The organism is Salinibacterium sp. (assembly GCF_031364185.1).
Taxonomy (GTDB): Bacteria; Actinomycetota; Actinomycetes; order Actinomycetales; family Microbacteriaceae; genus Rhodoglobus.
Genome location: NZ_JANLVV010000058.1, coordinates 1 through 22,043 on the forward strand (window position 1 = coordinate 1; position 22,043 = coordinate 22,043).

At 59.7% G+C, this 22,043-nt stretch carries 18 protein-coding genes and 1 pseudogene; 15 read left to right on the forward strand and 4 right to left on the reverse strand.

Annotation, left to right across the window (positions count from 1 at the left end; genetic code table 11):
• The first annotated feature begins 907 nt into the window (after nt 1–907).
• The 4 genes and pseudogenes from RMN95_RS03010 to RMN95_RS03020 all read left to right on the forward strand — a co-directional run bounded on the left by RMN95_RS03010 (nt 908) and on the right by RMN95_RS03020 (nt 3,727).
• Nucleotides 908–1,969, forward strand: coding sequence for a D-2-hydroxyacid dehydrogenase (locus tag RMN95_RS03010; protein ID WP_309615481.1), 1,062 nt, complete (start codon nt 908–910; stop codon nt 1,967–1,969).
• Between the two features lie 962 nt (nt 1,970–2,931).
• A pseudogene (locus RMN95_RS17090) lies at nt 2,932–2,997 on the forward strand (hypothetical protein); the annotation flags it as partial.
• Nucleotides 2,998–3,152: 155 nt separating this feature from the next.
• Nucleotides 3,153–3,431 (forward strand): hypothetical protein, encoded by a 279-nt coding sequence (locus RMN95_RS17095; RefSeq protein ID WP_397545232.1) that lies wholly within the window; start codon nt 3,153–3,155, stop codon nt 3,429–3,431.
• A 173-nt stretch (nt 3,432–3,604) separates the two neighbouring features.
• A complete protein-coding gene (locus RMN95_RS03020; protein WP_309615483.1) occupies nt 3,605–3,727 on the forward strand; it encodes a hypothetical protein in 123 nt (40 codons plus the stop codon).
• Here RMN95_RS03020 and RMN95_RS03025 read toward each other — a convergent pair.
• The gene (locus tag RMN95_RS03025) at nt 3,703–4,068 is read right to left on the reverse strand and encodes a hypothetical protein (protein ID WP_309615484.1); all 366 of its coding nucleotides are present in this window, start codon (nt 4,066–4,068) and stop codon (nt 3,703–3,705) included. The two genes, RMN95_RS03020 and RMN95_RS03025, sit on opposite strands and share 25 nt — an antisense overlap.
• 286 nt (nt 4,069–4,354) lie before the next feature.
• On the opposite strand from RMN95_RS03025, the gene RMN95_RS03030 reads away from it, so the two are divergent.
• The 5 genes from RMN95_RS03030 (at nt 4,355) to RMN95_RS03045 (ending at nt 9,740) form a co-directional block, all read left to right on the forward strand.
• A complete protein-coding gene (locus tag RMN95_RS03030) occupies nt 4,355–5,416 on the forward strand; it encodes a sugar ABC transporter substrate-binding protein (RefSeq protein ID WP_309615485.1) in 1,062 nt (353 codons plus the stop codon).
• An 82-nt stretch (nt 5,417–5,498) separates the two neighbouring features.
• Nucleotides 5,499–6,179 carry an enolase C-terminal domain-like protein gene (locus RMN95_RS17100; RefSeq protein WP_397545233.1) on the forward strand — a complete coding sequence of 227 codons (681 nt, stop codon included), beginning with the start codon at nt 5,499–5,501 and terminating at the stop codon, nt 6,177–6,179.
• 5 nt (nt 6,180–6,184) lie between these two features.
• Nucleotides 6,185–7,252 (forward strand): ABC transporter permease, encoded by a 1,068-nt coding sequence (locus tag RMN95_RS03035; protein ID WP_309615486.1) that lies wholly within the window; start codon nt 6,185–6,187, stop codon nt 7,250–7,252.
• Nucleotides 7,249–8,226, forward strand: coding sequence for an ABC transporter permease (locus tag RMN95_RS03040; protein ID WP_309615487.1), 978 nt, complete (start codon nt 7,249–7,251; stop codon nt 8,224–8,226). The genes RMN95_RS03035 and RMN95_RS03040 overlap by 4 nt, the downstream gene beginning before the upstream one ends.
• Nucleotides 8,223–9,740: a sugar ABC transporter ATP-binding protein gene (locus RMN95_RS03045; RefSeq protein ID WP_309615488.1), complete on the forward strand. Its 1,518-nt coding sequence runs from the start codon at nt 8,223–8,225 to the stop codon at nt 9,738–9,740. The genes RMN95_RS03040 and RMN95_RS03045 overlap by 4 nt, the downstream gene beginning before the upstream one ends.
• Nucleotides 9,741–9,798: 58 nt before the next feature.
• On the opposite strand, the gene RMN95_RS03050 is transcribed toward RMN95_RS03045, so the two are convergent.
• Nucleotides 9,799–10,854 (reverse strand): Ldh family oxidoreductase, encoded by a 1,056-nt coding sequence (locus RMN95_RS03050; protein WP_309615489.1) that lies wholly within the window; start codon nt 10,852–10,854, stop codon nt 9,799–9,801.
• 122 nt (nt 10,855–10,976) lie between these two features.
• On the opposite strand from RMN95_RS03050, the gene RMN95_RS03055 reads away from it, so the two are divergent.
• The 6 genes from RMN95_RS03055 to RMN95_RS03080 all read left to right on the forward strand — a co-directional run bounded on the left by RMN95_RS03055 (nt 10,977) and on the right by RMN95_RS03080 (nt 19,946).
• Nucleotides 10,977–11,837, forward strand: coding sequence for an amidohydrolase family protein (locus tag RMN95_RS03055; protein ID WP_309615490.1), 861 nt, complete (start codon nt 10,977–10,979; stop codon nt 11,835–11,837).
• The gene (locus RMN95_RS03060; protein WP_309615491.1) at nt 11,837–13,549 is read left to right on the forward strand and encodes an IlvD/Edd family dehydratase; all 1,713 of its coding nucleotides are present in this window, start codon (nt 11,837–11,839) and stop codon (nt 13,547–13,549) included. Before RMN95_RS03055 ends, RMN95_RS03060 begins: the two co-directional genes overlap by 1 nt.
• A 1,875-nt stretch (nt 13,550–15,424) precedes the next feature.
• Nucleotides 15,425–16,501 (forward strand): mannonate dehydratase, encoded by a 1,077-nt coding sequence (locus RMN95_RS03065; RefSeq protein WP_309615492.1) that lies wholly within the window; start codon nt 15,425–15,427, stop codon nt 16,499–16,501.
• A 1,090-nt stretch (nt 16,502–17,591) separates the two neighbouring features.
• A complete protein-coding gene (locus RMN95_RS03070) occupies nt 17,592–18,332 on the forward strand; it encodes a GntR family transcriptional regulator (protein ID WP_309615493.1) in 741 nt (246 codons plus the stop codon).
• Between the two features lie 584 nt (nt 18,333–18,916).
• Nucleotides 18,917–19,669: a hypothetical protein gene (locus tag RMN95_RS03075; protein WP_309615494.1), complete on the forward strand. Its 753-nt coding sequence runs from the start codon at nt 18,917–18,919 to the stop codon at nt 19,667–19,669.
• A gap of 100 nt (nt 19,670–19,769) precedes the next feature.
• Nucleotides 19,770–19,946, forward strand: coding sequence for a hypothetical protein (locus RMN95_RS03080; protein WP_309615495.1), 177 nt, complete (start codon nt 19,770–19,772; stop codon nt 19,944–19,946).
• Nucleotides 19,947–20,119: 173 nt separating this feature from the next.
• Here RMN95_RS03080 and RMN95_RS03085 read toward each other — a convergent pair whose 3' ends face one another.
• Nucleotides 20,120–20,815 (reverse strand): FCD domain-containing protein, encoded by a 696-nt coding sequence (locus tag RMN95_RS03085; RefSeq protein ID WP_309615496.1) that lies wholly within the window; start codon nt 20,813–20,815, stop codon nt 20,120–20,122.
• 143 nt (nt 20,816–20,958) lie between these two features.
• Entirely contained in the window at nt 20,959–21,753 is a 795-nt protein-coding gene (locus RMN95_RS03090) for an SDR family oxidoreductase (RefSeq protein ID WP_309615497.1), read from the reverse strand.
• Nucleotides 21,754–22,043: the final 290 nt, after the last annotated feature.

Genomic DNA, 22,043 nt, shown 5'->3' on the forward strand with positions numbered 1-22,043 from the left:
AAGCGACGGCATTAGGCACTCGGGGGCCTACGACCTATCCGGCGACTAGATCGGCCAGTGCCTGGCACTTCCCTGGCATCGAGCGAGCGCACCCTCCAACCGCGGTGCCTTCGTGAACTCATGGGCGGATTTGCGGGAGACCCACGCTTGTGTCGACTGGCTGTGAGCCGATGTATCGATACAAAATGCGGTGAATTATCGCCTGATTATCTCAGATCAATTCGTTAAATCGACACAATCTGCCCGCGGGTAACCCACCTGTGGGTCAGAAACTTTTTAGTGCAGCTGAGAGCAACGACGCGATTAATGACGCCCGGGTCTGCTGCACGGTTGGGCGACATTTGAGTTGGCTTGCCCGGGACGCCCATCTGGAGACTAGCCGTATGGTCAAACCGGAGGAGGTCGCCGATGCGACAGTCAATCTCGCGAACCCCGGGTTGGCAAGCACGACTGGTATCGCGCTCCACGTGGATGTGGGAGAGTCAGCACGCTGCTCCTCCGGCCACTCCCACCGACCTAAGAGCGAAGTGAAGGAGCATCGTGCAAAGAATCGCTTCGGTTATCGGGGTCAGAGTCGATGGAGTGAAGGACTACGAGCGGCTCCACGCCGACGTGTGGCGCACAGTGCTTGCTTGACGATGAACGAGAAAGGTCACGAACTAATCCCTCTGTCGGCACTAAGAGATGCTGTCCTCCTGCACGGGATACGTGGGGGACGATCTCGAGTCAGGCGTAACATTCGTCGCTGCAGATCCGGCCACGTAGGAGTGGTGGGTCGTGTGTACGAAGCGGCAGCGGCCGATGACCGATCGAGCGCTCGGAGAGTGGTGGAACGGGAATCACGAGATGTTTCACCTCGACTAACCGGCTTCTGTAACATTCTTCCTAACGTTAACGAGGGGTCCACGTGTCATCGTCTTCCATTGAGCGACTGCGAGTTGTCGTCGCGACTCCGCTGTCTCGAGTGCACCGTCGAATGATCGAAGCAGCCGAGCCGCGAGTCGAGCTGGTATGCGAGCAAGAGCTTCTTCCACCCATGCGGCACGCCGCAGACTTCGCCGGAGACCCGTCGTTCCGGCGCACATTCGTGCAACAGAAGCGCTTCGATGCGCTCATCGACACCGCCGACGTTCTCTACGGCATTCCTGACGTAAATCCAGCCGCGCTCAAGAGAACAGTGGAGTCGAATCCGAAGCTTCGTTGGGTTCACATCATGGCAGCGGGCGGGGGTGGGCAAGTCGCCGCCGCGAACCTGAGCGAACGCGAACTGTCGCGCGTTCTCTTCACGACGTCTGCTGGTGTCCACGGGGATCCCCTCGCTGAGTGGGCCGTTTTCGGGGTGCTCGCGGGTGCAAAGTCGCTTCCGCGCCTGATGGCCCAGCAGCGTGAGCATCACTGGAGCGGCCGGTGGACAATGGGCCAGGTCGGCGAGCAAACCGTGTTAGTTGTCGGGCTCGGCGGCATTGGCCGAAAGGTGGTGGAGAAGTTGTCTGCACTTGGCGCGACGGTGATCGCGACCAGCCGAAGTCTCACCGAAGCGCCCGGCGTCTCGGAGATTGTGGCGCCGGCGGACATCGCCGCGGTTGCTGGTCGAGTGGACGCAGTGGTCGCGACGCTGCCGGGAACAACAGCGACTGAGGGGCTGCTCGGGCGTGCCTTCTTTGCTGCTATCAAACCTGGAGCAACTGTGGTGAACGTCGGTCGCGGCACAGTGATTGACGAGGAGGAGCTTCTCTCCGCGCTAAGGGATGGCCGCGTCGGCTTCGCTGCATTGGATGTTTTCGCAACAGAACCGCTCGACGAGGCAAGTCCCTTCTGGGACCAGCCCAACGTGCTGATCAGCCCGCATACCGCGGCCCTGAGCGAGGCAGAAGACCGTCTTATCGCCCAACTGTTCGTCGAGAACGCATCCCGCTTCCTCGATGGCCGGGAGTTGCTCAATCGCGTGGACACAGTTGAGTTCTACTAACCGACGAATTAACATCTGACACCTGGAGCCGATTGGCCTTGCTGCGGAGGCGCACGCAATGACCGAAAAGCTACTCGATGGTGCCCAGCAAGGTGGCACTGATCACCGGCTCGAGCCGCGAGACTGACCAAGCGCGCGCGGGCTGGCGCGCGGGTCGTGGTGCACGGAAGCATTTCCAAAGTACTCGCCGCCTCTGGGCCGACGATCGCAGTGCACGCCGACGTAATGACGGTGAAGCTCGAACGTGGTAGACGCCGCAGCCGTGGCAGCGAGGGTCGCAGAATTCGATGCCATCTGGGGCGTGTCTGAGATTCTCGTGAACAGTGCAGGAGTTCCGCGCCGGAACTCCTGCACTAACTTCGAGCTTGAGGCCTGGAACGATATGCTGGCGTCGAATCTAACAAGGGCTTTCTTGTCGCGTAAGTAGTCGCTTGCGGCGTGGTCAAGCTCGGCATCGGCAAGATCGGCAAGAGCGGCAAGATCGCGCTTGTGCAAATTACGCTCGCGTACGTGGCCATTGCTCCCGACACAGCAACGAACGCAGCGATCGCAATGTCAACTGGGGGCATGTTCGTCGGCCCCTCGCGAAGCTGCACCCTGCTGAACGCCCTTATGCTGAATTTTCGACACCGTGTTGAACAATGCCCTCGTCGCCGAGCAGGAATTCACCCTGTAAATCGCCCCAGGCTCTACGTGAGCGGGCCGTGAGGCTCGTGCTCGAAACCAGGGCGCAGGATGCAGACCTGTCGTTCAGCCGGGCGGTGATTCGAGTCGGTTAGAGAGTCGGCCTCAGCGCTGACACGTTGCGTGAGTGGTCGCGTCAGGCAGCGATCAATTCGGGACAGCGGCCCGGGAGGACGACCAGCGAGGCGCAGACTCTTGGGGGTCCGCGTCACCTCACCGCTCGGCGACCTAACCAGCTTTGGTTCGTGGATTTCACGCATGTTCCGACCTGGTCGGGGATGGAATTCACCGCATTCGTCACCGACGTGCACTCCCGCAGAATCGCCGGCTGGCGGGCCACGAAACGGATGCCCACCGAACTGCCATTGGATGCCCTGCAAATAGCACCCTGGGTTCGCGATCAGGCAGTCAATACACTGCAATTCGCTATGTCGATCGACTCGCTGTCGTTGGCGCTCTGGCCTCTATCGGCACCGTCGGTGATTGCCACATCAAAGCGATGGCCGAGGCCGCCGTAGGGCTCTGCAAGAACGAATGCGCCAGAATCGATGGCCCGTTCAAGGCCATCGACGAGCTGGAGCTTCTGACGCTGGACTGGATCCATCGGATCATTGAACACTACCTGCACTCCTCGATCAAATGTCTGACCCCGATCGAGATCGAACAGCACTACCGTGAGAGGCACCCCCAGCAACAACCGATACTGGCAGAACTCTCCTCCGCTAAACCCGGGATGATTCATTACGAGGGAGCTCGAGTTGACCGGGTCCTTCGATAGACGGGCTCGTTGCGGTGGGATTGCGACTCAAAGGGATCTCGTCGGGCTGACCGCCCTCACGGTCCGATGCAGTTTCCCCTTTTTGCATGGGAGGGGCTCAACGCCCGGTGGCTGGTCGGCACGGCCGACGCATGGATCACGCTGCCGTCAACGGGGTCGCCTTAGGTGACCACGTGGCTGAGAAACTCAACCTCGCCGAGATCGTCGTAGTTGAAGGCGCGAAATGCCGTGCGGCTGCCGGAGCCTGCAACGAGGTGGGTACCATGATGGGCTACCTGCGGCGGGTTGCGGCATAGTCGACACCGGTTTGGTCAGTGCCCACGTCGGTGGCGACCGCGCGGGGACCACGCGCCCGCGAGAGGCCTTGAGCCGACGCACCCTCGCGGCCTGCGCGGCGTCCCCGTCCCCTGCTGCGATGGCGCGAGCCGGGCCAGCGTGCCCTGAAGGCGTTCGCGAAATTGCGCAACCTCATCCGCTCCCCACCCCAGGGCTCGATCAAGTAGCTGAGCTGGTAGAGGTCGTCGAGTTGCTTGCGATGGAGCGGCGAGGTCGCTCCATCGGAGCGTGGCGACTCCTGTGCCACCAGCCCGTCTGACTCAAGACAGGCCATCGCCTCACGAACTGTGGTCTGTGACACCCCTGTGGCCCCGCACGAGATCGTCGGTATCAGAGCGTTCACCCGGAGAGATGACCTGGATCACGATCCTCGCCCACATAATCTTGCGGCACTTATCAGCAAGCAAGGACTGGTTGGGGCGTGCAGCGCCGCTGGAATTCGTCGCACATGGGGCTTGGAAAGAGATGATGCGAGTCACAAGTTGGCATCAATTGGATAGGAAACACGATAATGCCGTTTGCGTTGATGGTCCTCATGCCCCAATATGATAGGAAACTCCTATAAGGTATATGAAAGGGAACCAATGATGTCCACTAACCGACAGCGAAGAACAGCCCTCGTCGGCGCAGCAATCGCCGTGATAGCCCTCCTTGCGGGCTGCTCCGCCCCGACCACCAACGACGGTGGTAGTCCGGATGCCGGCAATGCGGCCGACTTCAGCAGCACCAAGCTCGCACTCATTCCTGGCGGCGCACACCCCTATTTCCAGCCATGGGTTCCGGGGGGAGACGCTGCTGTAGCGGATTTCGGCATTGGCGGAGTTACCTTCAACGAAACCGGTGAGTGGGACCAGACAAAGCAGAATGCCGCTATCGACGCTCTTGCCGCCCAGGGCTACAATGCCTTCGGTATCTTCGGGGTCAGCCCAACTGACATCAACACGACGTTCGCGAAGCTGAAGGCCAATGGATTCGCGGTCGCATCTCTTGCTTCATGTCCCGCCGGAGACGTCAACGAGGCTGCATTCTGCCTCAGCACCGACACCGGTGAAGCGGCGTACCTCGCCGCAGTTGCGGCGATTGAGCAGATGGGTGGCAAGGGAAACCTGGTGCACCTCACCGGCAATGCGGTGGACTCCAACACCCAGCGACGCATAGAGGGTGTGCAGCGGGCGATAGACGAGACGGATGGCGCAGTACGCCTCCTCACGACGGTAACGGACATCGACACCGACCTGCAGTCGGCGCAGCGGGCGGTCTCCGACCTCCTTGCCGCGCAGGGCTCAGAGATTCAGGGAATCGTCACAACTGCATATAACCCCGCCGTCGCAGCCACCGAAGGCGTCACCTCGACGGGGCTGGACATTAAGGTCATTGCGATTGATGACGATAAGTTGATCCTGAGCGCGATTAGGGACGGATCCATCTCCGGTACCGTGGTGCAGAACCCGTGGGGCCAAGCGTATGTTGGCAGCTACGCTCTCGGCGCTCTGAACTCAGGCTGTGAAATGAAGAAGCCCGGCCTGTACGTCGACTCCGGTTCGTTCCTTGTCACGAAGGACAACATCGACTCGTATGACGGTGAGCGCAAGGCGAAGTCGATGCAGCTTCTCGACTCGTTCAAGAACGAGTATCTGAACTGTAGCTAGCCCCAGTGCCCCGAACAGTTCGGTTGGGTGTGAACACCGCCCAACCGAACTGTTTTCTCATGAATCTTCCAAGGAGACGCAGATGAGTGTCGTCAGTAGTGCCGAAGCGCTCTTCGCGGACGATCGTGCAGAAACGGCCCCAACTGACGCGGTGCGGGATTCCACCCAACAGATGGCCACTTTCGTTCGACCCACCACGGACGGCGGGATTACGGGCTTTGGATGCAGCGATACCCTCGGGAACGGGGAAACTTGGGTTCTGGCCCTTCTGCGCGACCACCTCCATCCACAACTTCGCGGGAAAAATTCACTCTGGATAAAAGCCCTGTGGCACCTGATTTACCACTCGACGTGCGCGATCGCTACGGGTGCGATCACCTCATTAGCTGTCGCGTCGATCAACACTGCTCCTCGGGATTTGCGGCTAAAACGAAACGGTAAATTCCTTTTGGATAGCGCCGGAAGTCGCGGTGTGAAGGTTCCTCTCGATTTCTCACGCGTTGGCGGCATTACGCCGTGGCTCACAGTGGCGCATCTAGCCGAGGCGTGCGAGGTTTCGGTATACACGCACTGCCGGACGGAGCTCGATGTGAGTCTCGCCTGCGCCGTGCCCAACGGACACTTCGTCGGGCGAATGCCACCATTGCGGACGATTACAAAGATACAAAAGAAGATAAGGAACGATACGGCGATGGCGTCTAGAACATTCGGACTCGGTATCTATGGGGATCTCGAAGCGATAGATCGGGTGCGGGTCGCGTGAGCGGCGTGGATAGGCGTGTGGGGGGCGATTGGCAGCACTCGCTACGCAAATTGGGTTCCAGCCAGCAGGTCATCCTGCTCGGCACGATCATCGCTCTCTTCATTATCTTCAACGCGACGAATAGTGCTTTTTCCAGCGTTGACTTCGTTCTCTTTCCACTGATTCGCGACACCTCCGTCATCGCCATCGTCGGTCTCGCCCAACTCTGCGTGCTCTCACTCGGGCACCTCAACCTGGCGGTTGGGCGTATGGCGGCGGTCGGCGCGATGTCCGCAGGATTCTGCTACGAGGTACTACAGGCACCCCTGTGGCTGGGACTGCTTGCGGGATTGGCCACCGGCGCGTTAATTGGTGCCATTACGGGCTTGATCATTGTGGCGTCAGGGGTGAATTCCTTCGTGGTTACACTCGCGATGGACTTTGCCCTTCTGGGATTTGTCTCCTTCATCTATATGACGTTCACAGATGCTTCCGCCTATACCGTGCAGCCCGAAGGAATGGACCAGCTGCGGCAGGGATCTTTCGCCGATCTCTGCTTCGCCGGGATCTGCGGTCCGCCGGTGATCCCACTCATGATCATTCCCGCTCTCCTTGCCCTGGGGTCTGTCGGCTGCATGTTCAAGTACTCCAGAACAGGGCGTGAACTTCTCGCCACCGGATCGAACCTGAAGGCGGCACAGCTCTCGGGTATACCAGTCGACAGGCGCATTGTTCTCGCCCACACGCTCTCCGGCCTGCTGGCGGGGCTCGGGGGCGTGATGCTCGGATTCGTCAACGGCTCATTTTCCGCCGCAATCGGCGACGAATTCCTGCTGCCATCATTCCTTGCCCCGGTTCTGGGTGGCACTGCGCTGACGGGTGGCGCGGTCGCGGTCTTCGGCACCTTCCTTGGCGCGCTACTGACATTGCTGATCAGGCAAGGGCTCGTCGTGCAGGGAATCGGGCTTGAGGCACTCAACATCACGCTCGGACTAATCCTACTCTTCGCACTGTCGGTGGGACAGATTCGAAAACGAAAGTTCACGATGCGAAAGCGAAGCTTCACAATGCTAAAGCGAAGGGCAATAAGGTGAACCTCCTGAAGCGCTTCAGCGCAACAGACGTGTCGCTCTCCGGGATCTTCATTGCCGGGTTTCTGCTTCTAGCAGTGACGTCGGGCGGGACACTGCTCACCGGGCAGTCGCTCCAAAGCTTTTTCACCTACCTGGCGATCCCCATCTTAATTGGACTTGCCCAGATGGTGGTGCTTTCGATCGGGCAGATGAACTTGGCTGTCGGAGCGATGGGCGGGGCTGCGACAGCAATAATGGCCGTGGCTATGACGGAAGGCGGTTTGCCGATCTGGTTGGCACTGCTGGTCGGCTTCCTGTCGGCAACCGCGATGGGTGCTGTAAATGGTGCCCTCGTCGTGATGACCAACCTCAACGGTTTCATCATCACTCTTGGCACAATGACGATCCTCCTCGGGGTGCAGTACTCGCTTGTGCGCAGCTTCACGATCGACTCGTACTCTGAGGCTCTCAAAGGCTTTGGCAGGCTGGGACTGGGGCCGATTCCCTATATCTTCCTCATCGCAATTCTGACAGCGGCAGTGCTCGCGTTCTTCTTCACTCGGTCCGCGCCTGGTCGCCGAATCCTCGCCACCGGAGGCAATGACGCTGCCGCCCGGCTTTCGGGAATATCCAATAAGCGCTCAGTCTTTCTCGCGCATACCATCTCGGGAATGCTGCTCGGAGTCGCCGCGATCGTCACAATCAGCTCCTTGGGGGGCATCAACCGATCGATTGGCGGTGACTGGCTTCTCCTCAGCTTTGCCGCACCGATTATTGGCGGCGTGTTGATGAGTGGCGGAACCGTGGCGATCTACGGAACGGTCATGGCTGCTGGCGTTATCCGGCTGGTAGACATCGCGAGGGCAGAATACTCTCTCGATCCCAGCGTTGTCAGCTTCACTATTGGCATTGTCGTGCTCTCCACGGTGACACTGAGCGAATGGCGCAGGCGACGTAGCGAAGTGCTTCGGCAGGGTAGAAAGGTCTTGGAATGAATGACGCACTTGTCGCAACCGGGCTCAGCAAGAGCTTCCCGGGGGTAAAGGCCCTTGAGGGTGTCAATCTGACGCTCAGGCCGGGAACCGTGCACGCGCTCCTAGGAGAGAACGGCGCTGGAAAGTCGACACTCATCAAGGTGATCACCGGCGTTCACGCGGCGAACGAGGGGGTGCTTGCCCTCAATGGTGAGCCCCGAACATTCGCTTCTCCGGTGGATGCAACGCGAGCGGGTGTTGGTGTGGTGCACCAGGAGAGAAACCTCATTCCTGATTTCTCGGTCGAGGAGAACATCACCCTGCAGGACCCTCCACGCAAAAACGGGATCATTGACCGGGCGAAGCGCACGGAACAGGCCGCCGCAGCTCTGAAGTCGATCGGCGTTGACCTCGACCTCAAGGCGAAGGTTCAGACGCTTTCCGTCGCTCAGATGCAACTCGTCGAGATAGCAAAGGCACTCGTCACGAAGACGAAGGTGCTGCTACTCGATGAGCCGACAGCGTCAATATCCGGTAGCGAGGCCGACAAGCTTTTCGAGGTTGTGCGTGTGCTGCGCGATTCCGGCACAGCAATACTTTTCGTGAGCCACAAGCTCGAGGAAGTGTTTGAGATCTGCGACACCGTCACGGTGCTGCGCGACGGCGTGAGCGTGCTCGAGTCAGCCGATCTTGCCAAGTACTCGCGTTCGCAAATCGTGGAACTGATGGTAGGTCGCCAACTGGCCGCACTCGCTACACGGCTGAGAACGGTGGACCGGACTTCCGTGCCCGCCCTGGAGCTTATTAGTCTTAACACTTCTCTCGGACACAAGAACGTGAGCCTCGATGTGCACCGTGGCGAGATTCTCGGCTTGTACGGGTTGGTCGGCGCGGGGCGCAGCGAGTTGGCGCGCACCGTGCTCGGGCTGCATTCCGTGCTGAGCGGCGAAGTGCGGGTGAACGGGCGTGCAGTTAAAATTCGTGGCGTGGGGGAGGCTCTCAATTCCTTCCGGATCGGTTACGTCACCGAAAACCGGAAGGAAGAAGGTGTCTTCCTAGATTTCACGGTCACCCGCAATATCGCAGTGACTGTATGGCGGCGCATCGCCAATCGATTCGGTATGGTTCGAAGATCTGGAGAAGAGTCTGTCGCAGCTAAGTTCATCGACAGCCTCGGCATCAAGGTGTCCGGCCCTGACCAGCTGGCAGGCAATCTCTCGGGCGGCAACCAACAGAAGGTAAGCCTGGCGAAGTGGCTGGCGGCCGAGACCGAGATCCTCATCATCGACGAACCGACGGTCGGAGTTGACGTTCGAACAAAGGCCGCCTTTCACGAGCTGATCCTCGACCTCGCAGACCAGGGACTCGCGATCCTGCTGATCTCGAGCGATCTCCCCGAAATCGTCAATCTCGCCGACAATATCCTGGTGATGAATGGCTACATGGTGCTGGGTGAACTTGAGAACACGAAGAACTATCCGACGATCTCTCGTCAGGTTATGGGCATGATCCACGACGTGTCCGTTGGGAACTGAATAAGCATTCGACAATGCGCGGGACGTTTGTACTGCTGGGCGTCTGTAATTCCGCTGCTCAGTCGAGCGGCGCAAGCTCGTCGAGGCCGCACGCCGCGAATAGCGCATTCAGCTGCACGACAGTGGAGCTGCTTAGCGTCACTCGCTTGCTATTCGCTTTGTGATTGCCGTACTCGATGTCCCCTGGCGCGAGGATCCTTTCACCGTTTCCACGGGCGCTCCGAACGGCCTCCTGCAGCTCCGCAACCCTGTCTTCCGTGTGCTTTCGGTTGGTGAAAAAGGACGTATCGATGCCGATGATGAAGTGTCCCGTGTTCATCCGCGATGATGGGTTCGACCAGATGTCCTCCGTCTGGTGGGCAAAATACGAGGTGCCGAGTGTCGCGGCAAAGGCCTCCAACAGCACGGAAACCGCCGAACCTTTATGCCCACCGAAGGCGAGGAGGGATCCCGAGATAGCCGCCGCGGGATCGTTTGTTGGCTGCCCGTCCTGATCGATGGCCCAACCGTCCGGAATCTGTTGTCCCTCATTGCGTGCCGCCAGCACCTTGCCATACGCGCCTGCGCTTGTCGCCAGGTCGGCAGTGAGCGGATGAGGGCCAGAGCTCGGTAGGGCAAGGGTGAGCGGGTTGGTTCCGAGTACGGATTGGGTTCCGCCGAATGGAGTTACCGTCGGTCCGGTGGTCGAGGTAATGAAGGCGATCATTCCCGCCGCTACAAGCTGATCGGACCAAAACGCGCCGGCGCCGTAGTGGCTGCTGTTCTGCACCGCCACCGCAGCAATCCCGAACCGAGTAGCTCGTTCCTTCACCCGGTCGACGGCGGCCTGCATAGCCACCTGTCCAAGCCCGCAGTCGGCATCGAGGACGGCGACCGCTTCATGTTCACGATGCCAGCGCAGGTTGGGGCGCGGCTTAATGCCACCCTTTTGGATGGCGCTCACGTAGAGAGGGAGGCGGAGTAGTCCGTGCGAGTAGATACCTCGCTGGTCTGCCACTACCAGCGATCGTGCGGTCAGCCTGGCATCGGCAGGGGGGGTGCCCACGTGTTCGAGCGCCTCGGCGGATCGCTCGCTGAGCGCTGCAAGATCGAATGAGTGGCCGCTTGAAGGCACAGTTGGCTCCCGAAGGTCGATAAGCGCGAAAGGAAAGTTAGTTTCCTATAGTATAGGAGTCACAGCCTTGGTGGGTCGGTGGCTGCGATAGCGCGGCATTGGGAAAGGCTCGATAAGTTGAAATGAAGATCGATACGCATCATCATCTTTGGGACCTGTCAATTCGTCCACAAGCGTGGATGACCGACGACATGAAATCCCGGATCGAGGGCCCATACGATATGCAGGCATGGGAATCTGTGGCCAATCCCGAAGGCATCCATCATTCGATTGCAGTACAGACAGTTCCGCTAGCGATCGAGACTCCCGAACTGCTCGCTGTGGGCCAGCACTCCGCGTCTCTCGCTGGCGTTGTCGGCTGGCTGGACGTAAAAGACCCTGAATTCCGTGACAATCTCGATACCCTTATGTCGCTTCCGGGCGCCAATAAATTGGTGGGCATACGCGAGTTGGCCGAGTACCACCCGGACGCCGAGTGGTTGGCAAGCCCGACTATGAATGACGCTGCAGAGGCCCTGGGTGTCGCCAATCTCACGCTTGACCTTCTGGTGCTGCCGCACCAAATTCCGGCGGCAATGAGCCTCGCGGAGTCGCATCCTGACGTCAGGTTCGTGCTCGACCACTTAGCAAAGCCATCCCTGGCGGCTGATGCCCTTGAGAGGTGGGCGCGCTATCTGGGAGCCCTCGCTCGACTCGATAATGTGGCGTGCAAAATGTCCGGCTATGCAACGTTCGACCTCCCAGGGACGCCGAGCTACCCGAAGCTCAAGCCAGCGGTCGATATCGTGCTCGACGCATTCGGTCCACAGCGAATAATGTTCGGCAGCGATTGGCCTGTCGCCGAGCTCGGCGCGTCATATGCCACCGTGATGCAGATCGCCCATGAGTTCGCGGCCAGCCTAAGTGCCGCCGAGCAAAACCGATTTTGGTCGGGAACCGCTTTAGAGTGGTACCCGAACGTCGTAATTCTGGGAGCGCTCTGATGAGCCTCCGCAGTGCCGACTGGTTCGGAGCTGAAGATCGCAACGGGTTCATCCACCGCTCTTGGATGCGAAACCAGGGGTTTGCCGAGGACGTTCTCGACGGCCGACCCGTCATCGGTATTGCGACAACCTGGTCAGAATTGACGCCCTGCAATGCACATCTCGACGAGGTGGCGGAGGCGGTGAAGCGTGGTGTTTGGGAGCGAGGCGGCCTGCCGCTTGTCTTCCCAACAATGAGTCTCGGTGAGCCGCTCATGCGACCCACGACAATGCTCTACCGCAATTTGCTCGCGATGGAACTCGAGGAGCTCATCCGAGCGAACCCGCTGGATGGCGTCGTGTTGCTGTCTGGCTGCGATAAGACCACGCCAGGGATGCTCATGGCCGCTGCGAGCGTCGACCTTCCGACGATCATGATCACAGGCGGACCGATGCTGAGTGGCAAGTTCCAAGGCAAGGACATCGGCTCCGGCACGGACATTTGGCGCTTCACCGAAGAGTACCGAGCGGGAACGATGTCGGCGGCAGACTTATCCGAAGCCGAGTTTTGCATGGCCAGGAGCAAAGGCCACTGTATGACGATGGGCACGGCATCTACGATGGCAGCGCTCACTGAGGCGCTCGGCGTGCAACTGCCAGGGATGTCGGCCCTGCCTGCAGTGGATTCCCGTCGGTACGCCGCTTGCCAGCGCGTGGGCCGCCGCATTGTGGACATGGTGGGGGAGGACCTCAAAATCTCCCAGATTCTCACGAGGCCCGCATTCGAGAACGCCGTGAAAGTTAATGCAGCGATCGGTGGTTCGACGAATGCCATCGTGCACCTTATGGCGCTCGCTGGACGCGCGGGTGTGCCGCTCGATCTGGCTGAATTCAATTCACTACCAGCCGAGATTCCGCTACTCGTAAACCTAAAGCCCTCTGGGAAATACCTGATGGAAGATTTCGCCTACGCGGGCGGCGTACCGGCAGTGATGAAGAATCTGCTCGGCCACCTCAACGGCGATGCACTCACCGTGACCGGCAGGTCGACCAGAGAGAATGTCGAACCTGCCGAGTGCTGGAATGACGATGTGATCTTTCCCGTGGGAGCACCGGTTATGCCAGCCGGGAACGGCACGGTGGTGCTCTATGGCAACCTCGCACCATCCGGAGCAGTGCTCAAGCTCTCGGCGGCCTCGCCGGCCCTGCTGCAGCACACCGGTCGAGCGCTTGTCTTCGACAGGATGGAGGACTATGTCGCTGTCGCGGACGACCCAAGTATGGATGTCACGCCAGACGACATCATTGTCGTGCGTGGAGGCGGTCCCGTGGGATACCCGGGCTTCCCGGAGATCGGTAACACGCCGCTTCCCCGCAAGTTGCTAGAGCAAGGCATCACTGACATGGTGAGAATTTCGGATGCGCGCATGAGCGGAACCGGTTACGGCACCTGCATCCTGCATGTCTCGCCCGAATCAGCAGTCGGTGGTCCGCTCGCGTACGTGCGGACGGGCGACCGTATTACGCTCGACACCGCGGCACGTCGTCTGGACGTGCTCATATCGAACGAGGAGCTGGAAGCGCGCGAAGCTGCCGACCCGATTGTCCGCCCGGCCGCGGAACGCGGATGGGTCAAGCTGTACCGCGAACATGTCATGCAAGCGAACGAGGGGGCCGACCTCGACTTCCTGGTTGGGTCAAGCGGCAGCGAGCCGGGCCGACACTCGCATTAGTGCTTTATGACGTTGGCGTCGCCCCGCATGGTGACGTCCCGCTGAGTGGTGTCTCTTTCCAATAATTCGTCGTCATCGCTCTGGGAGATGAGTGGTTGGGCGAGATGGAACGCCGCGTCCTGGTGACTGCTACTCGAAGTGCCTGCGGTTGCTCAGCACGCGAATGCCTGCTCTTTTTGGAGGCGAGCGGAATCAGATCGCGGGAAGCAGCAAAGGGCGCCACCGTGTTCGGATATCTGGAATCGTTGCTGGACCGGCGGGCGCCATCGGCAACGTGGATGGTGGCGATGATTTTCCTGGGTTCCTCACCTTCACGCAGCCGCAGAATTTATTCGATGCGCTGATGATGGCACGCGTCCGGCGTTGTCATCGGGTGGCTCCCGCTCTGGCCAACGGGGACGGGCAATTGGTCATGCGGGCCTGCATCTGCGGAACGGTTCTTGCCGGGGATGCGGCGCTTCACGGGCCTCGTATCTGAATCAATTAATCGACACCGCGCCGACCGTGCTCTCGTCAATCTCGACCGGGCGACCGTCGAGGGCTCATCACGTGTACATGGCAGGCGGTCGTATTCTTCGCCCTGATGCACTCCTGCGGGCTGCGCATCGGCGAAGTCCGCCACCTCACCCCGCAGAATGTTCACCTGGACGACAATGTGAGCGAGGTGGCAAAACCAGAGCGCCAGAGCTCAACAAACAGGGCATCCCGTTGCCGATCATCATGCAACTCCTGGGCCGTTCCGTGGAAACAAGCGGCATCGGCACGGTTTCTCGGTATAACGTCATCCTCGGCATAATCGGAGTGGAAAGCAGAGATCGATGACGGTCGCCTGGGAGAGCCCTCCGGAGCCGGTGCGCAGATAGGTTACGTCCCCGCAGAACCGGGTTCCCGAGACGGTTGAAGTGAAGTCGAGCATCCCCTCCTGATCGAGCGTGTGGCTCTGGATGTGCTCGGTTCGGGCGTCCGGGTTAACGGTCGTAGTCGTCTTCCAAGCCCGTGTTCGCACGGCGCGGAGGCCGTGATTGTGTGGATAGACACGCCCGTGCCATCGGCGATGATGACGCCTTGCTGGCAGAGGATCTTGGTGCTGTGGTCCCGGCCGGCTCTGCCCTTCCCACGCGCGTAGACGCGCACAACGTGAGCATTGAGCTCGTCGTGGCGAACCTGGGTCGGCATTGGCACGTTCGGGCGCAACCAGCGGTAGATCGAGGCCCGGGAGGCCTTCAATTTCTGACACATCCAGTCAATGGGGAAGGGGCCATCTCCGTCACGATGAACACGAGACAGTGGTTCATCGTTGCTTCGAGGCGAAGAAGGCGCTGTCTCTTCCAAGGAGATCGATCTCCCTTTTCAGCTGAGCATCCCCTCGACGATCCCGATCTCGGGTGCAACTTGAGCACTCGGCCGACCCTACCTCTGTCTCAGTTCACTAATACGGCCACACGGGCCTCCCAAAGACCCACTGGCCGTAGTCACCTTGACAAATTCCGCACACCTCATACAGACTGTGCTTTATAATATCCTATACGATATAAAGGATTCTCAATCTTGAATAATTTGCCGTCTGCCTACAAACGGAACCTCTACGGCGACAGGAGCCCTTTTACCAGTCACGTGTGCGCACGGACGCCATACTCTGCTGGAAGTAAGCGCCCTTCGCCTCCTTTCGGAGTAGTGCTGAGCCAGATGGTGTCAAACCGCTACGTTGCAGTTTGGCGGCGGGGGTTGGGCGTTGCACTATTTAAAGGCCGTCAACAGCGAACACGCCCAGCTCAATTCGAAGTGTGAGTGAGGGGGCCTCATTTAGAGCCGAGTGGCCAGCATCGTTATGCGGGCAACGTGAGCGAAACCCGAACCTGGCGCAACTAACGAGGTATGGCGCCGTCAGCAAAAACCACAAATGGAGAAGTAATACTCATGATCCAGCTAAGCGAATTTCTTGCCCCGCGCCCTGAACCAATGTGGACATTGATCAAACAGGCCGGTGTGAATAACGTCATCGCCACCCTCAATGGGGGCGAGCAGGACCAGCGCATGTTCGCGTCCGTCGGCAAGAACGGTTTTGGACTCGATGAATCGGGTCTCGTCCCGTGGAGTGAGGCAGCCCTCAAGCGGGACATGAATATCTTTGCCGACCATGGCATGAAAGTGATCGGCCTCGAGGACACAGCTCCGATGGACAAGGTGCGCCTCGGACTTCCTGGGCGTGACGAACAAATCGAGAACATCATCACTCAAATCAAAGCGATGGGAAATCTAGGGCTGCCAACACTTTGCTACAACTGGATGGCACTCACCAGCTGGGCGCGAACGGACACCGACGTGGTCATACGCGGAGGGGCGCTCGTTACAGGATTCCGCCTGAGTGACAGCAAGGATATGCCGCCGCTCGTGGAGCCTGGGGAAGTCACCGACGAGCAGATGTGGGACGCTCTGCAGTACTTCCTTGATGCGGTAGTGCCCGTCGCCGAGGAAGCAGGTGTGCGTCTGGGAATGCACCCGAACGACCCGCCCTACCCGATCATCCGAAACCTTCCTCGATTGATGCGCTCCGCCGAGGCGTTCCGACGCTTACGCGCGATGCGCCCCTCGCCCAGCAATGCGATTACTTTTTGTCAGGGCAACTTCGCGCTCATGGGCGACGAAGACCTGCCCACTCTCATTCGCGAGTTCGGCGTTGACGGTATCGCGTTTGTACACTTCCGCGACGTGATCGGCACGGCAACCGATTTCCGCGAGACATTCCACGACGAAGGAAAGACCGACCTTCCAGAATGCATGCGTGCGTACGCTGAAATCGGATTCGCAGGTCCAATGCGTCCTGACCACGTGCCGACAATGCACGGTGAGACTAACGCGCGTCCGGGGTATGAAACGCTCGGCCGTCTTTTCGCAATCGGCTACATTCGCGGGGTCGAGCAGGCGGCCTTTGGGCGACCCGCCGTCACGTAACCGCCCAGCTACCACAACACGCCTGCACCCTCGATTCTCACCATAGCGAGACCATGGCAACAATTGCGGGCTGCATGCAATTACGTGATTTACCGGATCCGGGTGAGAGTGTCGTCGCGGACGAGGACGGCCACTGCGTGATTGGAGAGACCAATCAAAACCTGTTCCGAAGAGTGGCTATCCATCTAATTGCCGCGAACACGCGTCCTCGCCCGCTCGCCAAGAGCGCTTCGCGGGGTCTCCCGCGAGGGTTCTGGGGAGGTCGGTGGCGCCGACGGCGGACTTGGAACAATCATCGGCGGTCTATGGATAACGGCGGGATCAGTGTAGGGCGCCGGTGAACCGGCAACTGACGCCTCGATGAGCCGGAAGAACAACAGGGTCTGCCAGTGCGTAAACGGTTAGCTTGGGCGGCCTTGGCAGGTGGGTTAGCCGATCTTCCTGCGGACAATTCTGGAGCTTCAGGCGCGGTTTGCCGGTGAGCCGGCCCGTTTGCGTGTTCTTCGAGAGCCGTTGGCTAGAAGGATACGTACGCCCGCGGTGTCAGCGCCAGATCGGTGGGCTCAAGATCGTCCCTCGCGCAGGGAAGGGCCTTATCGCCACGGCCGCGCTGGTCGCGGTGGCCTTGGCGGTGCGCGGGAATGGCTCGGGCGGGTCAGAATGTCCGTGATCCCCGGACGCCTCCGGAGTCACCTTCTGCGGCTTCGTGGCCGACAACGTCGCCCTCGGGCGCCATCCTGTTCCGACAGCTGGATGGGTTACACCGCAGCTTCCAGGCACGTGAATCCGACATCCGCACACGGTCAAGAACGGGTATGAGAACCCGAGGTCACTAATGTGGACCAAGCCCGCAAAACAGATCCTCGAATCTCTCAACCGGCTTTTACAGCGAACTACCGGCGCAGGACACTGTCGGCGGGAGACGCTGGCGCCGTAACCCCGGGAGAGGTATCACGGGTGAACCCGACACGATGAGCGACGCCCGACACTTTGAGTTGAGTCATGACTGAAGTTATGAGTACTGTCTGCGACATATTTCGGGACAACGCACAATATGATTAGACATTTCCTATCGAATTGGTACCCCGTCGTGACAGACATCATCGCCTTGACTTCAACCCCTACTACTGATGCGATCGCGCCTCCGCGACTCAAGCGTTCCGTACTCGCCGATGAATGCCGCGAACTGATAAAAGCCAGAATCATGAGCCACGTCATCAAGCCGGGCGAGCGAATCAACATTGAGGATCTGGTTCGCGACCTCGGGGTGTCCCAGACACCAATTCGCGAGGCAATGGCGCGGTTGGAATCCGATGGGCTGGTAGCAAAAGAGCCTCTGCGCGGCTATCGCACAACGGCACCACTCAACCGCAAACAGGTGGACGAGCTGTACCAGTTTCGGCGCCTGATTGAGCCCTGGGCGGCACGCGTGGCTGCTGAGCGCATAACCGAAACGAACACGAAGGCCATAATGGAGGAGTTGGCCGCTTGCCCTGAGGCCCCGCCGGAAGACAGCTACTCGATCTCCAAATCATTCTCAGACCACGATTCCCGTTTCCATACGCTGATCCTCTCCTTTTGCGAGAACCGTATGATCATCGACGCGTTCGAGCGAAGTCACATCCATCTACACCTCTTCAGGCTCCACTACTCCTCCGCCAGCGGCACGCACGCAATCGAGGAGCACAATGCGCTCGCCCGGGCAATTGCTTCGGGAGATGCGGATGCCGCAGAAGCCGCGATGCTGAGGCACCTTGAGGCGTCTCGCGAGCGCATCAGTCCCGGCGTTCACGAGCTAGACAGCGCAGAGGCCGTAAATCCCGGTCCGTGAGCGACCTTGTGTCGGGACGCTCGCACTACACGTTCCTGCGCAAAAACGGCCGCCCCTTGCGTATCGGGTTGGATGAAACACCCGCCTCAGAGCGAATTTACCGTCTGATGTAGGGCAAGACTCAGGAATGCCCCGATCATCTCGGACCCGTCCTCCCCAACTTCAATTCTTCGCCACGACCCTTTCCAGCCGAAATGGGCCATATGGCGGCTCAACCAGACGCGCAAAGATTCGATCCCTGAAGTGTTCTCAGACGGCCTCAACCAAATCGCCGCCTTCATCGACCTGATAGTCAGAACATTGCTCGAACGGAATTCGAACACGGCGGCGGCCCAGCGGAAATGATTACCGAGGTCCCCTCCATAACCCCGCGCTCAGACACCAATTGTTTGGCGGGGTCTCGGCCACCTCCGCGTAGTTCCGAGGAGACGACCTTCGATCACGGATCAATTGGCCGGGAGTTCACATCCCCCTGGCGCACCAATTAATTTCAGCCGAATGAGCTTCAAAACCCCTGTTCAGCTGCCGGTGTTCGGTCTCCGGTGCGCGACTCGCGGGGTGTCGGCGCTCGCGGGTCCTCGGCGGTGACAAGAACTGGCGCCGACCAACGCGCACTCGACCGTCACTACCTGGACGCTACGTACAAGCGCGGAAGAGGCCTACTGCGCCTCTGCATGGTGTCGTTGTCATCCAACAACTCCGCCGCCCAGCAACGGCGAGAAAGCGAAAACGCCATAGCCCAGAAGACTCTTATCACTGGAGGGATCGTCTATTTTGTTGACCACGAAATCGGCATCCTGCCCGAAGGAGACGTCATCGTTGACGGCGATACCATCGTCGATATCGGCTTGAATCTCGCCGACCTGGGCGCCGAGATCATCAACGCTCGAGGGATGGTTGTTACGCCCGGTGTGGTCGACAGCCATCGCCACACTTGGCAGACCGTCCTGCGCCAGGTCGGCTCCCACTGGACTCCCAACGATCACATCGCCCTGACGATCGGTTCCCTCGCTCCAACATTCCGCGCAGTGGATATTCGCACCGGTAACCTCCTCGGAGCTCTGAGGGCTATCGACTCGGGTTTCATCATCCTCATGGACTGGTCACACATCGCCAATTCTCCTGATCTCGCCGATGCTGCGCTTCACGGGCTGCGCGCGTCTCGAATTCGAGCAGCGTATGGATATGGATTTCCGACTATTCCCGCCGCGTTGCTGCGACCCACTTCCCTGATCCCAACGGCCGCTCCACACTCGCGCTTGCCAGTTCGGGTCCAGAGTTCGAGTCGTTCACTCAAGCGGCGGCGCACCTTGCATTGGCGCGAGAGGTGGCGGTAATGACTTCGATCCATGTGGGCGTCGGGATGCGTGCGGGCTGTGTCGTGGATGGACGAGAGTGATCTTCTCGGTGACGACCTGATCTATCATCCATGGAAATATGCTCACGGACGACGAGTTGACCGCTATTGCCCGCAGCGGCGGCCACATCTCGGTATCCCCCAGAATCGAGATGCAGGTGGGCTCGCTCACCGTCGGCAAGAAAGCCGACATCATTGTCCTCCGCCCGGACTACACAGAACTCGCTGTCGCCAACGACATCGCGGGGGCGACGTAACAGCTCTCCTCCGCCGAAGTCGCCGAGATCTCGTTTGTCGTGTTCAGCTCCAGAAGGAAAAGTGGATGCATCGAACGGCGCCTGGTCGTCAGTCGCACCCGTGAACTTAACGCGAATGGTGGATCCAGGCCAGACGGGACGAGAACGGTTCAGAAGCGTTCCGATAGTAGTTTCTAGTAGGTGCGAACCATGAGTTCGCGGGCGACCTCCGAGAGCGGTCGATCCACGTCGTCGCCGAACAGCTCAAGCGCCAACACCACGTGACGACGCATTGCGCTTTCAGCACCGTCCGGGTCGTGGGCCTCGATGCAGTCGACGATCTCTTCATGGAGGGGGTCACCGATTTCTCGGACGATTGAGTCGCTGTGGCTTCGATACATGAGGTCTGCAACAAAGGTGGACATGGCGCCAAACATGAGTGTCAGCACCGGGTTCCCAGAACTGTCTGCGATGCGCTGATGAAATTCAAGGTCGGTCCGCACTCGGCTGGCGAGAGTTGTGGCGGACGTGTGCAACTCGAGCAGTTCACGAAGATGGTGGATGTCGTCAGGGTTCGCTTTCAGCGCTGCTCCCCGTGCTGCGGCACACTCGATGAGTTCCCGTGCCTGCACCAGGTTGCGCGACGTGACGCCAGCGTTCGTCGCTATCCGCACGACCGGCTGAGATAAGTCAGTTGCTTGGGGCGCCCTCACGAATGAGCCGCGGCCGGGGTAAATCGCAATAAAGCCTCGCTCAGCAAGGCCACTGAGTGCCTCGCGAACGACCGTCCGGCTCACTCGGTACGACATACCGAGCTCCCGTTCAGAGGGAAGTTTCTGACCGGGCTGCAGAACGCCGCTCACTAACTGCATTTCAAGATCTTTGCTCAACTCTGCGCGCGTTCCGACGAGGGTTGGTCCCCTACCTATGGCAGAAATCTTCGGATCCCCTCACTGCCCAGCAGAACGTGTCATATGCGATACCAGCGCGTCGCCGGTTGCCCTCAGGATAGACCAGCAGGTCGCGCGGCTGGCTATTCCGGTGCGCCGAGCGTGCAACCGGCATCAACGAGCAGGATGCTTCCCGTCATCGTCCTCGCCTTGGGTGACGCGAGAAAGGACACCGCGTTGGCTATGTCGTGAGCTTCTTGCGGTGAGCCGAGCGGAATCGATCGAGAAGCTCTCGCCGCATACTGTGGTTCATTCTCCAACTGGTTGCGCGCCAATCCTGCTCGCACAATGCCAGGAGCGACGGACACTGCGCGAATCTGAAGTGGAGCAAGCTCGAGGGCGATTTGGCGCATGAGTTGATCGACTGCTGCCTTTGAAGCGGAGTAGGCAGCAATTTCTGGCCACGGGCGAGTCGCGACCCACGAACTCATGAAGATGACCAGTCCTGGCTCGCCGTTAGCCACCATCTTGCGCGTTGAGCTCTGGGCAGTGAAGAAGGCGCCAGTCAGGTTGATTCCGATTTGGCGCATCCATGCCTCCTCACTGATGGACAGGAACGGGCTCGAGTGCACCACGCCCGCATTCACTACAGCGACATCGAGCCGCGGCAGGGAAGAGACCAGGTGCTCGAGTGCTTGGGCATTCTGCACGTCACACTGCGTGTATGTCAGCGACTCCGGCGAGACTCCTTCTGCCTCCGCAACCGCCGCGCAGCGTGCTGCGCCCATCTCGGAGGGCGCCAGGTCCAGGATCTGACAGTCAAAGCCGTCGCGCACCAAAGTGATCGCAACCGCCTGTCCGATATCGCCAAGTCCACCGGTGATGAGAGCAACCGGCCTGCCGATCGGTGGCGTTGCCCTCTCCGACTCCTCCATCATTACTCTCCTTTGAGTCTTGGGGTCGCCTCGTATTTGTCTCTTGACAAATCTCGGCTGCCTGCGATGATCATACATGTCATACCAGTTCGACAAGGAGTTGCAATGGAGCACACACTCGCACTAGCGCGCCGCCGATTGCAGTCCCCTTCGGGCGAGGTCTGACCGGTTGCCCTCGGTACATGTCTTCTGGACGAGTCCGAAGTTGTGGGATCGCATTCCGTTTGCGATAAGCACCCCATCGGAATTTCCACTAGCGAGGGCTACCAGTCAAGCGCACCAACAACACGGCT

Bases quoted from the DNA above. Each gene is read 5' to 3' on its own strand.
- RMN95_RS17095 (WP_397545232.1), top strand. From the start codon at position 3,153: ATGGCCGAGGCCGCCGTAGGGCTCTGCAAGAACGAATGCGCCAGAATC.
- RMN95_RS03030 (WP_309615485.1), top strand. From the start codon at position 4,355: ATGTCCACTAACCGACAGCGAAGAACAGCCCTCGTCGGCGCAGCAATC.
- RMN95_RS17100 (WP_397545233.1), top strand. From the start codon at position 5,499: ATGAGTGTCGTCAGTAGTGCCGAAGCGCTCTTCGCGGACGATCGTGCA.
- RMN95_RS03045 (WP_309615488.1), top strand. From the start codon at position 8,223: ATGAATGACGCACTTGTCGCAACCGGGCTCAGCAAGAGCTTCCCGGGG.
- RMN95_RS03055 (WP_309615490.1), top strand. From the start codon at position 10,977: ATGAAGATCGATACGCATCATCATCTTTGGGACCTGTCAATTCGTCCA.
- RMN95_RS03060 (WP_309615491.1), top strand. From the start codon at position 11,837: ATGAGCCTCCGCAGTGCCGACTGGTTCGGAGCTGAAGATCGCAACGGG.
- RMN95_RS03065 (WP_309615492.1), top strand. From the start codon at position 15,425: ATGGCGCCGTCAGCAAAAACCACAAATGGAGAAGTAATACTCATGATC.
- RMN95_RS03080 (WP_309615495.1), top strand. From the start codon at position 19,770: ATGCTCACGGACGACGAGTTGACCGCTATTGCCCGCAGCGGCGGCCAC.
- RMN95_RS03090 (WP_309615497.1), bottom strand. From the start codon at position 21,753: ATGATGGAGGAGTCGGAGAGGGCAACGCCACCGATCGGCAGGCCGGTT.